At 63.8% G+C, this 14756-nt stretch carries 15 protein-coding genes; 7 read left to right on the forward strand and 8 right to left on the reverse strand.

The annotated features are described in order from the left end of the window. The first annotated feature begins 12 nt into the window (after positions 1-12). Together G520_RS0117390 and G520_RS0117395 are read left to right on the forward strand one after the other, a co-directional pair. Positions 13-600, forward strand: coding sequence for a GNAT family N-acetyltransferase (locus G520_RS0117390; RefSeq protein ID WP_156877011.1), 588 nt, complete (start codon positions 13-15; stop codon positions 598-600). Positions 601-620: 20 nt separating this feature from the next. Next, positions 621-1553 (forward strand): alpha/beta hydrolase, encoded by a 933-nt coding sequence (locus G520_RS0117395; protein ID WP_028536771.1) that lies wholly within the window; start codon positions 621-623, stop codon positions 1551-1553. Here G520_RS0117395 and G520_RS0117400 read toward each other — a convergent pair. Next, on the reverse strand, positions 1520-1837 hold the full coding sequence (locus G520_RS0117400) for a DUF1294 domain-containing protein (RefSeq protein WP_036666487.1): 318 nt from the start codon (positions 1835-1837) through the stop codon (positions 1520-1522). The two genes, G520_RS0117395 and G520_RS0117400, sit on opposite strands and share 34 nt — an antisense overlap. A gap of 5 nt (positions 1838-1842) precedes the next feature. Further along, the gene (locus G520_RS23330; RefSeq protein ID WP_051229498.1) at positions 1843-2682 is read right to left on the reverse strand and encodes a mechanosensitive ion channel family protein; all 840 of its coding nucleotides are present in this window, start codon (positions 2680-2682) and stop codon (positions 1843-1845) included. Between the two features lie 159 nt (positions 2683-2841). On the opposite strand from G520_RS23330, the gene G520_RS0117410 reads away from it, so the two are divergent. After that, positions 2842-4863, forward strand: coding sequence for an oxidoreductase (locus G520_RS0117410; protein ID WP_028536773.1), 2022 nt, complete (start codon positions 2842-2844; stop codon positions 4861-4863). Between the two features lie 36 nt (positions 4864-4899). On the opposite strand, the gene G520_RS0117415 is transcribed toward G520_RS0117410, so the two are convergent. The 3 genes from G520_RS0117415 to G520_RS0117425 are packed head-to-tail and all read right to left on the reverse strand — an operon-like array spanning position 4900 to position 8439. After that, positions 4900-5826: an ABC transporter permease gene (locus G520_RS0117415; RefSeq protein WP_028536774.1), complete on the reverse strand. Its 927-nt coding sequence runs from the start codon at positions 5824-5826 to the stop codon at positions 4900-4902. An 11-nt stretch (positions 5827-5837) separates the two neighbouring features. Beyond that, positions 5838-6917, reverse strand: a complete 1080-nt coding sequence (locus G520_RS0117420; protein WP_028536775.1) for an ABC transporter permease — start codon at positions 6915-6917, stop codon at positions 5838-5840. Next, positions 6904-8439: an ABC transporter ATP-binding protein gene (locus G520_RS0117425; protein ID WP_036666488.1), complete on the reverse strand. Its 1536-nt coding sequence runs from the start codon at positions 8437-8439 to the stop codon at positions 6904-6906. Before G520_RS0117425 ends, G520_RS0117420 begins: the two co-directional genes overlap by 14 nt. Before the next feature lie 468 nt (positions 8440-8907). Between G520_RS0117425 and G520_RS0117430 the strand changes: the two genes are divergently transcribed. Next, entirely contained in the window at positions 8908-9987 is a 1080-nt protein-coding gene (locus G520_RS0117430) for a BMP family ABC transporter substrate-binding protein (RefSeq protein ID WP_028536777.1), read from the forward strand. 71 nt (positions 9988-10058) lie between these two features. Here the strand turns inward: G520_RS0117430 and G520_RS0117435 are convergent, their stop codons facing one another. Both G520_RS0117435 and G520_RS23335 read right to left on the reverse strand, forming a co-directional pair. Beyond that, complete coding sequence (locus tag G520_RS0117435) at positions 10059-10988, reverse strand: LysR family transcriptional regulator (protein ID WP_036666489.1); 930 nt, start codon at positions 10986-10988, stop codon at positions 10059-10061. Positions 10989-11027: 39 nt separating this feature from the next. Next, entirely contained in the window at positions 11028-11519 is a 492-nt protein-coding gene (locus tag G520_RS23335) for a TlpA family protein disulfide reductase (protein WP_084637695.1), read from the reverse strand. A gap of 114 nt (positions 11520-11633) precedes the next feature. Here G520_RS23335 and gshA point away from each other — a divergent pair, with 114 nt between their 5' ends. Genes gshA through G520_RS0117455 form a run of 3 tightly spaced genes read left to right on the forward strand, consistent with a single transcriptional unit; the run spans position 11634 to position 14297 of the window. Beyond that, the gene (gene gshA / locus G520_RS0117445; protein WP_028536779.1) at positions 11634-12917 is read left to right on the forward strand and encodes a glutamate--cysteine ligase; all 1284 of its coding nucleotides are present in this window, start codon (positions 11634-11636) and stop codon (positions 12915-12917) included. A gap of 19 nt (positions 12918-12936) precedes the next feature. Further along, positions 12937-13881 (forward strand): glutathione synthase, encoded by a 945-nt coding sequence (gene gshB / locus G520_RS0117450; protein WP_028536780.1) that lies wholly within the window; start codon positions 12937-12939, stop codon positions 13879-13881. Positions 13882-13922: 41 nt separating this feature from the next. Further along, entirely contained in the window at positions 13923-14297 is a 375-nt protein-coding gene (locus G520_RS0117455; protein ID WP_028536781.1) for a diacylglycerol kinase, read from the forward strand. 10 nt (positions 14298-14307) lie between these two features. Here G520_RS0117455 and G520_RS0117460 read toward each other — a convergent pair whose 3' ends face one another. Further along, positions 14308-14670, reverse strand: coding sequence for a hypothetical protein (locus G520_RS0117460; RefSeq protein ID WP_246542695.1), 363 nt, complete (start codon positions 14668-14670; stop codon positions 14308-14310). Between the last annotated feature and the right edge of the window lie 86 nt (positions 14671-14756).

Genomic DNA, 14756 nt, shown 5'->3' on the forward strand with positions numbered 1-14756 from the left:
GGGAGAACAACGATGAAGCTGACCCGGGGTCAGACCCCCCTGTCTACCGGACGCCTGCGCTTGATGCCGTCCGACTCGGGATGGGCGGCTGCGATGCTCGATTATCAGCGTCGCAACCGTGCCCATTTTACCGAGTGGGATCCCGCGCCTGGCGATCTTTTTTTCACCGAACATTATTGGAATGCGCGCCTGCATCAGCGCAGCCGCGAATGGGACGACGGGCGCGGCATGTCGTTTCTGCTGACCATGGCGGACGAGCCGGACACGGTCATCGGCGTGGCCTCACTTTCCAATATCGTGCGCGGCGTGTTTCAGTCCGCCTATCTCGGTTATTCCATCGATGAGCGCCACGAGGGCCGCGGGCTGATGCGCGAGGCGCTTGAGGCCGTGCTCGACTTCGCTTTCCGCGAGCAGAACCTGCACCGGGTCCAGGCGAATTACCAGCCCCACAATGTGCGCAGCGCAGGCCTGCTCAAACGCCTCGGTTTTCATGTCGAAGGCTATGCGGTGGATTACCTCTATCTCAACGGTGCCTGGCGCGATCATGTGCTCACCGCACGGCTCAATCCCGAATTTGCCGGCGCACGTCTGATGACGTGAGGCGGCATGAAAGAGGCCCCATGCAGACCAGACTATTGACCGCCGGCGACGGCGAAGCGATCACTCTACACGGCTGGATGCCCGACGCCGCCGCTCGCGGCGTGGTTCTGCTGTCACACGGCATGTCGGAGCATGGGGCCCGCTACGATACCTTCGCCCGGACTCTGGTTCTGGCGGGCTGGATCGTTTACGCCCATGACCACCGCGGCCACGGAGCTGGCGCGCGCATTCGCGGCTGGTTTGCCGAGCGCGACGGCTGGGAGCGGGTGGTCGACGATCTGCATGCCGTGCGCGAATGGGCCGTCGCGCAGCATCCGGGGCTGCCGGTGTTTCTGTTCGGCCACAGCATGGGTTCTTTCATCGCTCGCAGTTATGTCGTACGCCACGGCGACGGCCTGGCCGGACTGATTCTGTCCGCGACCGGCTATCGGCAGGGGGTGGTTGCGCGCGCAATGCGCAAGATCGCGCGGTTGACCGCGCGCTTCGGCAACAAGGAAGACCCGAGCCGCGTGATGGGCTGTCTGGTGTTCGGCAGCTTTAATCTGACCTTCATCCCGTCGCGTAGCCCGGTCGACTGGCTGACCCGGGATACTGCCGAGGTCGATCGCTATCTGGCTGACCGCTTGTGCGGTTTTCCGCCGACGTCGGCCATGTGGATAGATCTCTTCGATGGCGTGATCGAGATGGAACGGGCCGAGAAAAACGGCTCGCGGCTGCCGAAGCACTGCCCGCTGCTGCTGCTGGCGGGCAGCCGCGATCCGGTCAGCCTGGGCCGCTTCGGCCTCGAGCAGCTCGCGCGTCGTTACCGCCGCGCGGGCGCTGGCGATGTGACGGTCAAAGTCTACCGCGGCGGTCGCCACGAGATGCACAATGAACTGAACCGGGACGAAGTCATGGCCGACCTGGCGACCTGGCTCGATCAGCGTGCTAACCAGAACGCCCAGGCCGCGTAGTGCAGCGCGACGATGCCCCATAGGGGAATGCGGTAGCTCCACTTGCGGGTTTTGTGGTGCAGCACGGCTTGCGCCAGTAGCGCGCCCGGCCAGCCCCCCATCAATTCCACGCCATGCAGGGCCGTTTCGGCGATGCGGAAGCCGCCTTCGCGCGCTCGCCGCTTGTCGCTGCATTGCTGCCCGGCCGCGACAAGGCTTGCCGCCAGATAGACGGCGGCCGGCCACGGGTTTCCCTGCGCGGCCATCCAGGCGGCGGCGGCGATCAGCGGCAGCACTGCCAGCATGCGTATCAACGTGCCGTGGCCGGTATTTCGGGCCACAGCGGGCGGGCCAGTTCGAGGTGGGCGTCGAGCAGTAGCTGCGGAAGCTCGGCCGCGATGCGCCAGCGCAGGTCCCAGTAGTCCGCCGTATCGCTCCACAGCCGCAGCGTGAATTCGGGGCCGTTGCTGCCGAGTTCGCTGACGAAAACCTGGGGCGCCGGATCGTGCCGCACCGGCTCTAGTGTATCGACATAGCCGCGCAATATGGCCAGCGCGTGCATCGTGTCGCTGTCCGGCGCCAGACGCAGCGGCAGATCGAGCCTTCGCGTCGGATTGCGGCTGAAGTTGGCGATGGTGCTGCCCCATATCTGGTTATTCGGGACAAACAGATGGATGCCGTCGAAGCGTTCTATCAGCGTGCTGAAGAGTCCGATTTCGCGGATGGTGCCGGAAAGGGTGCCGCTGCATTCGACGTAATCCCCGACTTTGAACGGACGCAGAAGGACCAGCATGATGCCGGCGGCGATATTCTGCAGCGTCCCCTGCAAGGCGAGGCCGACGGCGAGGCCGGCCGCACCGAGCACGGCGGCGATGGTCGCCATCTGCACACCGATCTGGGCCAGTGCCATGGCCAGCGCCAGTATCTTGAGCGACCAGGCTGCCAGGCTCAGCAACAAGGGCCGCAAGGTGGCATCGACCCGGCCCGACAGATTCATCATCTTTTCCAGCGCGCGCTCGATGCGGTGCGCGAGTTTCCAGCCGACCCATAGAAAGAGCACCGCCAGCAGCAAGTCGCTGCCGATGGCGAAGCCACGCTCGAGCAGGCCGCTTTCCAGTTTCGTCAGGGCGAGGGAGAGGAGGTCGTTCATCGTGATTCCTTTACGCTAGCAGGTCGTCGGCACTGTCGCGCGTGCGGGCGATTCTGTCAATCAGGCGGCCAGGCGATGCGCGAAGCGCCCATGCCATTGACAACTTACCTATTGGTAAGTATGGTCGTGACTGCCGCCATCCACACGCCTGGAGACTCCATGACCGCCTTTCCGCATCTGCTGGCACCGCTTGATCTCGGCTTTACCACCCTGAAAAACCGCGTGCTCATGGGATCGATGCATACCGGCCTGGAAGAGGCCGAACGGGGTTTCGAGAAAATGGCCGCCTTCTATGCCGAACGTGCGGCCGGCGGCGTCGGCCTGATCGTGACGGGCGGCATCGCCCCCAATCGCGACGGGCGGGTGGCCGACGGGGCCGCCATGCTGGACCGTGCCGAACACCTGGACGGTCATCGTCTGGTGAGTTCGGCCGTGCATGCCCACGGCGGGAAGATCTGCCTGCAGATCCTGCACAGCGGTCGTTACAGTTTTCAGGCAGACTGCGTTGCGCCTTCGGCGTTGACCGCTCCCATCAATGTGTACCGACCGCGCGAGATGAGCGGCGACGACATCCGGCGCACGGTGGCCGACTTTGCCCGCTGTGCGGCGCTGGCGCGCGAGGCCGGTTATGACGGCGTGGAGATCATGGGCTCGGAAGGCTATCTGCTCAATGAATTCATCGCCGCCGAGACGAATCGCCGCCAGGACGAGTGGGGGGGCAGCTTCGAAAATCGCATCCGATTTCCGCTGGACGTGGTGCGTGCGGTGCGCGCCGCCGCCGGCGCCGATTTCATCGTGATCTACCGGCTGTCGATGCTGGATCTGGTGCCCGGCGGCAGCAACTGGGAAGAGGTGGTGGCGTTGGCGCGTGCGGTGGAACAGGCGGGCGCGACGATGATCAATACCGGCATCGGCTGGCACGAAGCGCGGGTGCCGACCATCGCGACCCGGGTCCCGCGGGCGGCTTTCAGCTGGGTGACGCAGCGTCTGATGGGCGAGGTCGGCATCCCGCTGATCGCCACCAACCGAATCAATACCCCGGAAGTCGCGGAGCAGATACTGGCTTCGGGGGCCGCCGACATGGTTTCCATGGCCCGCCCCTTTCTCGCCGACCCGGCCTTTGTCGCGAAGGCGGCGGCAGGAGAGCGAGACGATATCAACGTGTGCATCGCTTGCAACCAGGCCTGTCTCGATGCGATCTTCGAGGGACGGTCCGTATCCTGTCTGGTCAATCCGCGCGCCGGGCGCGAGACCGAACTCAACTGGACGGCCAGCACCGCTGTACGGCGGCTGGCCGTGGTCGGGGCCGGACCGGCCGGACTGGCCTTTGCAACGACGGCGGCGGCGCGCGGGCACCGGGTCACGCTGTTCGATGCCGGAGACGAGGTCGGCGGACAATTCAATGTGGCGCGCAAGATTCCGGGCAAGGGCGAGTTCGCGGAGACGCTGCGCTACTTCCGGCACCGCTTGGCAAGCACCGGCGTCGAGGTGCGGCTTGGACGTCGCGTCGACGCCGGGATGCTGACCGGTTTCGATGAGGTCATCCTGGCGACCGGAATCGTCCCGCGGCGGCCGCCGATTGCCGGTATCGCGCATCCCAAAGTGTTGTCCTACCTTGATGTATTGCAGCATGGACGCCAAGTGGGCGCCAGCGTGGCGATCATCGGCGCTGGCGGCATTGGCTTCGATACCGCCGAATTCCTGGCTCATGCTGCGGTCGGGGCCGGGGACGAGCTGGCTGCCTTCATGCGCGAGTGGGGGGTGGATATGACCCTAGGCGCGCGCGGCGGGCTCGCTGCGGCCGGTGTCGCGCCGGCGCCTGCCGCCCGCAAGATTTACCTCTTGCAGCGCAAGAGCACGCGCCCGGGCGAGAATCTCGGCAAGACGACGGGATGGATACATCGGGCAAGTCTGACGAAGAAAAACGTGGAAATGCTGAGCGGAGTCGAGTATCACCGCATCGATGACGAGGGATTGCTGATTAGCCACAATGGCGTGCAACGCCGGCTAGCGGTGGATAGCGTGGTCGTCTGCGCCGGGCAGGAGCCGGAGCGCGAATTGCTGGCCCCCCTGCTCGCTCGCGGGGTCAAGGTCCACCTGATAGGCGGAGCGGCTGAGGCCGGCGAACTCGACGCACAGCGGGCGATCGATCAGGGCACGCGCCTGGCCGCGGCAATCTAGCCGCTGCGGCAAGCGCCCGGCTTGCCGCAGACCCTGTCAGGCGCCGGGAAGGTAGGGCTTGCCGAGCGCGGCCGGCACGCTGGTCTGCAACAAGCGCTGCTTGCGCGACATCAGCACCAGCGCCACGATGGTGGCCAGGTAGGGCAAGGCCGACATCAGTTGCGAGGGCAGGGCTATACCCAGCCCTTGCGCCTGCAACTGCAGGATGGTGACGCCGCCGAACAACCAGGCGCCGAGCAAGAGCCGACCCGGTTTCCAGGCGGCGAATACCACCAGCGCCACAGCGATCCAGCCTCGACCCGCCGTCATATTCTGGACCCACAGCGGCGTATAGACCGTCGAGAGGTAGGCGCCCGCCATGCCGGTGAGCGCGCCGCCAGCCAGTACCGCCAGCGTGCGTATCCACAGTACCGGGTAGCCGAGCGCGTGAGCGGCCTCGGGCGCTTCGCCCACGGCGCGCAGCACCAGACCAACCCGGGTGCGCGCAAGTATCCATGACACCGCAGCGAACAAGGCCAGGGTGAAGTAGACGACCGGATCCTGATGGAACAGTACCGGACCGAGCAAGGGCAGTCCCGACAGCAGGGGGAGGTTGACCGGCTGCAGGCCGGGCAGACTGTAGCTGACAAAATGCTGGCCGATGAAAGCCGACAGACCGGTGCCGAAAATCGTCAACGCGATGCCGGAAGCGGCCTGGTTGGCGGCCAGCCAGACTGCCAGCACGGCGAAAATGGCGCTGCCCGCCGCGCCACCGATCGCGCCGGCGATCAGGGCGCCGGCTACGCCTGTGCCGGTGGTGGCCGCGCAGGCGAAGCCGGCGATCGCCCCCATCAGCATCATGCCTTCGACGCCGAGATTCAGTACGCCGGCGCGCTCGGTGACGAGCTCGCCCAGTCCGGCCAGTACCAGCGGTGTGGCGGCGGGCAGCGTGCCGGCCAGGATGGGAACCAGATATTCGATCATGGGTTGCTTTCTCAGGCTGGATGGCGCCGCGGACGGCGTAGTCGGAAATCGACAAGGACATCGGCGCCGAGCAGGAAAAACAGCAGCATTCCCTGAAACAGGCCGGTAATGGCGGAGGGCAACTGCAGCGTCACCTGGGCGGCTTCGCCGCCGAGATAGATCAGTGCCATCAGCAGCCCGGAAACGACGATGCCGATCGGGTTGAGGCGACCGAGGTAGGCTACGATGATGGCCGCAAAACCGTAGCCTGGGGATAGATTGAGGTTGAGCTGCCCGACCGGGCCGGCGACCTCGCCGACACCGGCCAGACCCGCGCACATGCCGGATATCACCAGGCTGAACCAGACGGTGCGCGCGCCGGAAAAGCCGGCGTAGCGCGCGGCATGAGGCGCCTGTCCGGCTACCGTCAGCTGGTAGGACAGGAAGCTTCTTGCATTGAAAAACCAGAAGCCGACGATGGCGAACAGCGTGATGAACACGGATGCGTTGACCCGCAGGCCTTCGAACAGCAAAGGGAACAAGGCCTTGTCAGAAAACAGGATGGTCTGCGGGAAGTTCATCCCGTTCGGATCGCGCCAGGGGCCGTTGACGAGCCAGGCAAGCCCGAGGCTGGCGATATAAGTCAGCATCAATGTGGTCAGCGTCTCGTCGGCGCGAAACCGCGTCTTGAGCAGGGCGGGCAGGGCGCCCCACAGGCCGCCGCCGACGGCGCCGGCGACGATCATCAACGGCAGTGTGATATGCGCGACGAGAGGGTTGCCGCTGCCATCCAGCCACAAGGCGACTCCCCCTGCCAGCGTGGCGCCGGCGATCAATTGGCCCTCGGCGCCGATATTGTAGACCCGTGCGCGAAAACCGACGGCCAGGCCTTGCGCGATCAGGATCAGAGGTGAAGCCTTGAGCAGCCATTCGCTCAAGCCGTTGGCGCTATTCAGCGGATCGATGAAGAAAACACGGAAGGCGAGTACGGGGTTGTGGCCAAGCAGCCAGAACAGGATGGCGCCGCCGAACAAGGTCAGCACGCAGGCCAGCAAGGGCGAGAGCAGGCGCATCCATTGCGAGGGTGCCGGGCGCGGTTCAAGCAGGGACATGGGGGACTTCCTCGTTCGAAGCGGGTTCTTGCGCGCCGGCCATCATCAGGCCGATCTTCTCGCTATCGGTTTCACGGGTTGGGATGGCCTCGCTCAGGCGTCCGTCGGCCATGACCGCGATGCGGTCGCAGATTTCGAACAGTTCCTCCAGTTCTTCCGAAACCACCAAAATCGCCACCCCGCTGCGGGCGAGGTCGAGCAGGGTCTGACGCAGGAAGACCGCCGCCCCGACGTCGACGCCCCAGGTGGGTTGCGCAACGATCATGACTTGCGGGTTCTGCGCGACTTCACGTCCGACGATGAATTTCTGCAGGTTGCCGCCCGACAGCCGACGCGCCGCGCTGGCGGGGCTGGCGCCGCGCACGTCGAAGCGTGCGATCACGGCGGCGGCAAAGGCCCGCACGGCCTTGTGATCGATCAGGCCGTGCCGCACGAGTCCGCGGCGGTGCGCGGTAAGCAGCGAATTGTCGCCCAGACTGAGATTGGCGGCGGCGCCTCGGCCGAGACGTTCTTCCGGGACGAAACCCAGCCCGATCTTGCGGCGGCGCCCGGCGTGGTAGTGGCCTATGGGGCGTCCGTCGAGACGGATGGCTTCGGGCGCGACCGTGGTCTCGCCCGAGAGCGCAGCCAGCAGTTCGGCCTGGCCATTGCCGGACACACCGGCGATGCCAATGATCTCGCCGGCCGACAGTGTCAGGCGGATATCTTTCAAGCTGGGGGCAAACGGGTCGTCCGGCGTGAGCGACAAGCCGGAGATCTCAAGCCGCGGCCGGATCACGCCCTGGTACGGCGGCGCGCTGCACACGGGCAGATCGCGGCCTATCATCAGCCGCGCCAGACTCTGCGGCGATTCGCGTGTCGGGTCGACCGTACCGGTGACGCGCCCGCTTTGCAGCACCGTCGCGCTATGGCACAGATCGCGGATTTCATGCAGTTTGTGGCTGATGTACAGCAAACTGACCCCTTCGTCGGCCAGACGCCGCAAGGTATGGAACAGTTGCCGCACCGCCTGTGGAGTCAGTACCGAGGTCGGCTCGTCCAGTATCAGCAGCTGCGGGTTCTGCAGCAGGCAGCGCACGATCTCGACGCGCTGGCGTTCGCCGACCGAGAGGTGGTGTACCAGACGCGCGGGGTCGATGGGCAGGCCATAGCGTTGCGACACTTCGCTGACCCTGCGCCCCAGGCTCTTCATGTCTTGACGGCCACCCAGGGTCAGGGCGATGTTTTCGACCACGGTCAGCGACTCGAACAGAGAAAAGTGCTGGAACACCATGCCGATGCCGAGCGCGCGCGCGGCGGCCGGATTGGCGATGGCGACTTCTTTGCCGTTGAAGCTGATGCTGCCGCTGTCCGGCGTGACCGCGCCGTAAATGATCTTCATCAGCGTACTCTTGCCGGCGCCGTTCTCGCCCAGAATCGCGTGAATCTCGCCGGGCGCGACCGCTAGACTGATATCGTCGTTGGCCACCACGGTGGGGTAGCGCTTGCTGATATTGAGGAGCTCCAGTCTGGGGATGCTCATCGATGGACTCCAATGCGAAATGGTGGGGCGGCGTATCGAAGGTTCGAGCGCGACAGGCTGCCTGTAGCAATATTCGGGCCGTGCGGTATGGGGCGCGGCACAGCGCGGTTGCACCGCGCCCGCATCTTAGCGTTTGGCAGGGGTGGCGTCACGCATTAATCGGGAAAGAACGAAGCGGATGTCTGTGTGCACCGTCGGGGTGCCCATTATCGCGCCAATGCCATAATCTGGTGCATATGTTTGTGGTTTATGCCTGATTATGGTTTGTCTTTATGTGGAGATATGACGGGCAGGGCCCAGAATATAATTATCTCTACGTTAAAATATATTTTGCGTTTTGGCGGGATAAGAATCCGCTTTGCTATCATTGAGATACGGCAGATAGCATAACTCTTGCTAGAATGGCAGCTGTATTCCGGATTTTAATGAACAAATACGCATCCATTCTAAAGCCAGGAGATTTCTCCCATGCAAAAATACCGCTGTCTGCTTAAATTACTGCCCGCACTGATGTTGTGCGGGCTGGCCTCGGTGGCGCAGGCCGCCGACCCGCTCAAAGTGGCCTTCGTCTATATCGGCCCGGTCGGTGATCACGGCTGGACCTATGCCCACGACGAAGGGCGCAAGGCGCTCGAAGCGGCGCAAGGCTCCAAAGTGAAGACCACCTTTGTCGAGAACGTACCGGAAACCGCCGACTCGGAGCGCGTGTTCCGCCAGTTGGCCCAGCAAGGCAACAAGATCATTTTCGGCACCTCGTTCGGGTATATGAACCAGGAAGCCCGCGTGGCGCAACAGTTCCCGGGCACGGTCTTCATGCACGCGACCGGGTACAAGCAGGGCAAGAACCTCGGCCTGTACGATGCCCGCACTTATGAAGGCGCCTACTTGCTTGGCGTGGTTGCCGGCAAGATGAGCAAGACGGGCAAGCTCGGCGTGGTGGGGTCAATCCCGATTCCCGAAGTGATCCGCAATATCGATGCCTTTACCCTGGGCGCGCGCAGCAGCAATCCCAAGGCAAGCACCAACGTGGTCTGGGTGAATAGCTGGTTCGACCCGGGCAAGGAACGCGAGGCCGCGCTGACCCTGATCTCGCAGGGCGCCGATGTATTGATGCAGAACACCGACTCGCCGGCCGTGGTTCAGGCGGCTGAAGAGAAGGGGGTGATGGGCTTCGGCTGGGATTCCGACATGACCAAGTTCGGTCCCAAGGCTCAGCTTGCCGCCGCCGTCATCCACTGGGGCGTGATCTACAACAAGACGGTTCAGGATGTGGCGGCCAATGCCTGGAAGCCGGGCGACATCTGGTGGGGGGTGAAGCAGGGGGCGGTGAACATCGAGAACTTCGGTTCGCGCGTGCCGGCCGATGTCAAGAAACTGGTGCTGCAACGTCGTGATGCGCTGCGCTCGGGCAAGCTGCATCCCTTCACCGGTCCGCTGAAAGACCAGCAGGGCAAAGTGATTCTGGCTGCCGGCAAGGTCATGCCCGATGCCCAGCTGCGCCAGATCAAGTTCTACGTCGAAGGCGTACAAGGCACCGTCCCGCAATAAGACGGTCGGTAGCGCGGGCGCCGTCCGGCGCCCGCATCGCCACGGGCGGGGCCATCCCGGCTTCCGCCATCTCAGCGCGAGGCACGATTCGCCATCAGCGTCACCATCCCTGCCATCACCCTTTCCCGCAGCCAGCTGCAGTCGACGTCGGCATGCGTGCGTTCATGCCACAACAGGTAGTATTCGATCATGGGGCAGGCAAAAGGCAGTTCGACGATGACGAGCGTGTGGCGGTGCGATATGGCGAAGTGCAGCGGGCAGGTGTACAGCAGGTCGCTGCGCGTCAGTATGGCCGGTGCGTAGCCGGTGGCCGATATCCGGATGACGACGTGCCGCCGCAGCCGTTCGCGCGCCAGAAACTGGTCCAGCGTGTCGCGCGGCGCTGTCGCGCCAGCGGCCATCCCCAGATGCTCCGAGGTGAGATAGGCCAGGGTGTCCAGGCGCTTCTCAAGCGGGTGGCCGCGCCTCATCAGGCAAACCAGGCGGTCGCGAAACAGCGGCGCCAGCCGCAACTTGGGTGCGGGGTGCGGCCAACAGCCGAGTACGAGGTCGAGCTCCCCCGTTTCCAGTGCCTGCGCATAGTCTTCGTCCGGACCCAGTGCCCGAAAAGTCATGCGCGATTGCGGCGCCAGTCGGCGCAGGTCCCCGCTCAGTTCGCCGAGCAGGTCGGGGATGGACAAATCGGGCGAGGCCAGTTCGAAGTGACGGTGTGGCGCCCCCGCTTCGGAGCGCCGCCGCCGCCCGGATATGCGTTCAATCTGCTCGAGCGCGATGCTTGCCGCGATTTGCAGTTCGCGCCCGTACTCGGTCGCGACCATGCCGTTGCGGGAGCGGATCAGCAAGGGATCGCCCGTGATATGGCGCAGCCGCTTGAGCGCGGCGCTGACCGCAGGCTGCGACAGATTGAGGCGTCTTGCCGCCCGCGAGACATTGCATTCGAGCAGAAGAATCTGCATCACCCGCAGCAAATGCGAATCGAGCCGTGGAGAGGTAGCGTCCATGGTATCTATCCGGAGTGATGGAGAATGCGCCAGGCCGGGCTAGCGCGCGTCCCGGAGCGCCGCGCGCAGGGCAGACTCGTCGAGCGTGCCGGCGAAGCGCGCCAGCGGGCGCCCTTGCCGATCCAGGAGCACGGTGAAGGGCAGAACGCCTCGCGCGTTGCCGAGCTCGCGCATCAGGGCCAGAGTGTCTTCGCGGTCGAGCCAGACCGGGTAGCCTATCTTCAGCGCGGAGACAAAGCCGGTGACGGCGGCGCGGTCATCGAGCGCGATGCCGACCACTTCAGTGCCTCCCGGGTGCAGCTTGGCACGCAGTGCATTGAGCATCGGCATTTCCTGTCGGCACGGTGCGCACCACGTGGCCCAGAAATTGACGATGCTGACATGGCCACGCAAGGCTTGCGGCGCGACGGGGCGGCCGGCGAGGTCGATGAAGCGCTGCGCAGCCAGGCCATCGGCGCGCGCAGGGGCGAAAACGAGCCAAAGCGCACCGGCGCACGCCGCCAGGCGTTGCCGTAAAATCCCAGATTGCATAAGCCCTCCTGCGTGGGAACGACACCCGAACTGACGGGTGGTCTTGAATATGTTGGGCGCGACCCAACCATTGTTAGCTTAAAGTGCCGAATCTCGACCAATTAGGGGAAAACCATGACCGTGCCTCACCTGGCAACCGCGCAGACCGGACCGTTGCTGGAACTGGAAAGCCGTATTCTGGCTGCCCAGCCACAAATCGAACACTGGTTCCGCAGTCAGTGGCATGCACACGCGGCGCCGTTCTACGGTTCCGTCGATTTACGCAACAGCGGCTTCAAGCTGGCGCCGGTCGATATGAATCTGTTCCCCGGGGGCTTCAACAATCTGAATCCCGATTTTCTGCCGCTGGCAGTGCAAGCCGCGATGAGCGCGGTTGAAAAAGTCTGTCCCGAAGCGCGCAGCCTGCTTCTGATCCCAGAAAACCATACTCGAAATACTTTCTACCTGCAAAACGTCGCCGCATTGGTGCATATCTTCGAACAGGCCGGACTCAAAGTGCGCCTGGGGTCGATCAATCCGGACATCACGGCCCCGACCGAACTTGTGGCGGCCAACGGCGCCGTGGTGGTCCTGGAGCCTGTCCAGCGCCGTGGAAACCGGCTGGTGCTGGAAGACGGTTTCAATCCCTGCATGATATTGCTGAACAACGATCTGTCGGCCGGCCTGCCGCCCTTGCTCGCCAATCTGGAACAAAGCCTGTTGCCCCCGTTGCATGCGGGATGGGCGGTACGGCGCAAGACCAACCATTTCCAGGCCTATGACCAGGTTGCGGCCCGTTTCGCCGAGCTGATTTCGATCGATCCGTGGCTGGTCAATCCCTATTTTTCCCAGTGCCGCAATCTCGACTTCCAGTCGCGCCAGGGCGAACAGGAACTCGCGGATACCGTGGATGCCCTGCTCGCGCGCATCCGTGTCAAATATGCGGAATATGGAATAGAGCAGGATCCCTTTGTCATCGTCAAGGCTGACGCAGGGACTTACGGCATGGGGGTGATGAGCGTCAAGAGCGGGGCCGAAGTGGTCGGCTTGAACCGCAAGGCGCGCAACAAGATGGCCGTGGTCAAGGAAGGACTGGAGGTGTCCGAGGTCATCGTGCAGGAAGGGGTCTACACGTTCGAGACCATTGAGGAGGCCGTGGCGGAGCCGGTTGTCTACATGATGGATAGATATGTCATTGGCGGCTTCTATCGTGTTCATACCGACCGTGGCATCGATGAGAACCTGAACGCGCCCGGGGCCCGATTCGTCCCGTTATCGTTCGAATCGGCTTGCCTGCCCGATCGCAAGGGAGAGCCCGACTGTCCGCCGAACCGCTTCTACGCCTATGGCGTGATCGCCCGCCTGGCACTGCTGGCCGGCGCGATGGAATTGGAAGCGACCGATCCCGATAATGTCTGAACCGGCGTCTGGAGAAATCATGAAAATACTGTTTATTGCCGACCCGCTCGAGCACTTCAAAATTTACAAAGACACCACCTTCGCCATGATGGAGGAAGCGGCCGCGCGCGGACACGCGCTGTCCTTCGCCGAAGCAGGGCAGATGTCGGTGGAGGGGGGGCGCATCCTGGTCTCCGCCTGCGGCGTGACGCTGACAGGGAACAAAAACGACTGGTACCGTACCACGGACAGCCAGCGATTGCCGTTGACGGCGTTCAACGCGGTAGTGATGCGCAAGGACCCGCCCTTCGACATGGAATATCTGTACGCGACGCAGCTGTTCACGCTGGCAGAAGAGCAGGGCGCCCGCATCTTTACCAGCGGGCAGGCACTGCGCGATTTCAACGAAAAGCTGGCCATCCTGCGCTTTGCGGAATGGACGGCGCCCACGCTGGTCACCAGCAATGCCCCGCGTCTGCGCGATTTTGTGCGTCTGCACCAGGACGCCATCCTCAAGCCGCTGGACAGCATGGGGGGCGACAGTATCTTCCGGGTTCGCCCGGACGATCCCAACCTTTCCGTGATTCTTGAAACAATCACCGAGCGCGAAAGTCGAACTGTAATGGCGCAGCGGTATATTCCGGAAATTCGCGATGGGGACAAGCGAATTCTGGTGATCGATGGCAAGCCGGTCGATTACTGTTTGGCGCGTATTCCGCGCGCAGGCGAAACCCGCGGCAATCTGGCCGCCGGGGGGCGCGGCGAAGCCCGTCCGCTCAGCCCGCGCGACCGCGAGATCGCCGAGGCCGTGGGGCCGGAGCTGAAAAAACGCGGGATCCTGCTGGCCGGGCTGGATGTGATCGGCGACTACCTGACCGAGGTCAATGTCACGAGCCCGACCTGCTTTCGCGAGATCATGGACCAGACCGGCGTCAATGTCGCCGGTCTCTATATCGACGCCCTGCAGGCCGCCTGCGGACACTGAGCGCGCAGGTTGCCGGACGGGCGCTACCACCTGGAGCGACGATGCAGCAAGAAAGTCCGTTCAAAGGCAAGACCGGCCTCAGCCGGCTCATCAATGCGCTCGGATATTCCATCGACGGTTTTCGCGCAGCGTTTCGCCACGAGGATGCGTTCCGGCAACTGGTGGTTCTGGCGCTGGTGCTGATTCCACTGGCTTTTGTCGTGCATACCGCGCCGTTGGCGCGGGCCCTGTTGGTGGCATCGTCCCTTGCCACGCTGATCATCGAGTTGCTCAATTCGGCGATCGAGGCGGCGGTCGACCATACTTCGCTCGAGCGTCATCCACTGGCCAAGCGCGCCAAGGACATGGGGAGCGCCGCGCAGTTGCTCGGCTTGTGCAATCTGGCCGTGGTGTGGGCTATCGTCCTGTTCGCCTGAGCGGGGCTGCTCAGGCGTGCCGGGCGGGCGCGCGTTCTTCTTCGCGGCGGTAGACGAAGCCGGGAAATACCCGGATCGTCCCCCGCTCCGCGGCAACCTCGTCCTGCTCTCCCACCAGTGACCAGCGCGAATCGCTGGCGATCAGGTAACGGTAGACCGGCGTTCCTGCCTGATAGAACAGCAACTCCTGGCCGCAAAAAGGGTCGAGCGGCAGCAGCGGTCGTTCGTGGCGCGCAAGCAGCATGCCGATGGCTGCGCTATCCATGGCTTCTATCTGTTCGCGATCGGCGCTCATCAGTCCCAGAAAAGCGACCAGCAGCGCGAGCGGCAGCAAAATCCAGCTGGCGTTGACGGAAAAGACGAGGGCAAGCACAGCGGCCCCGGTAAAAAGAAATCGGCTTGTCAGTTTCATCATCGAAAAATAGGCAGTGAAGCCTCTGCGTACAGTCGCTCGACGCA

Source organism: Paludibacterium yongneupense DSM 18731 (assembly GCF_000422925.1).
GTDB lineage: Bacteria > Pseudomonadota > Gammaproteobacteria > Burkholderiales > Chromobacteriaceae > Paludibacterium > Paludibacterium yongneupense.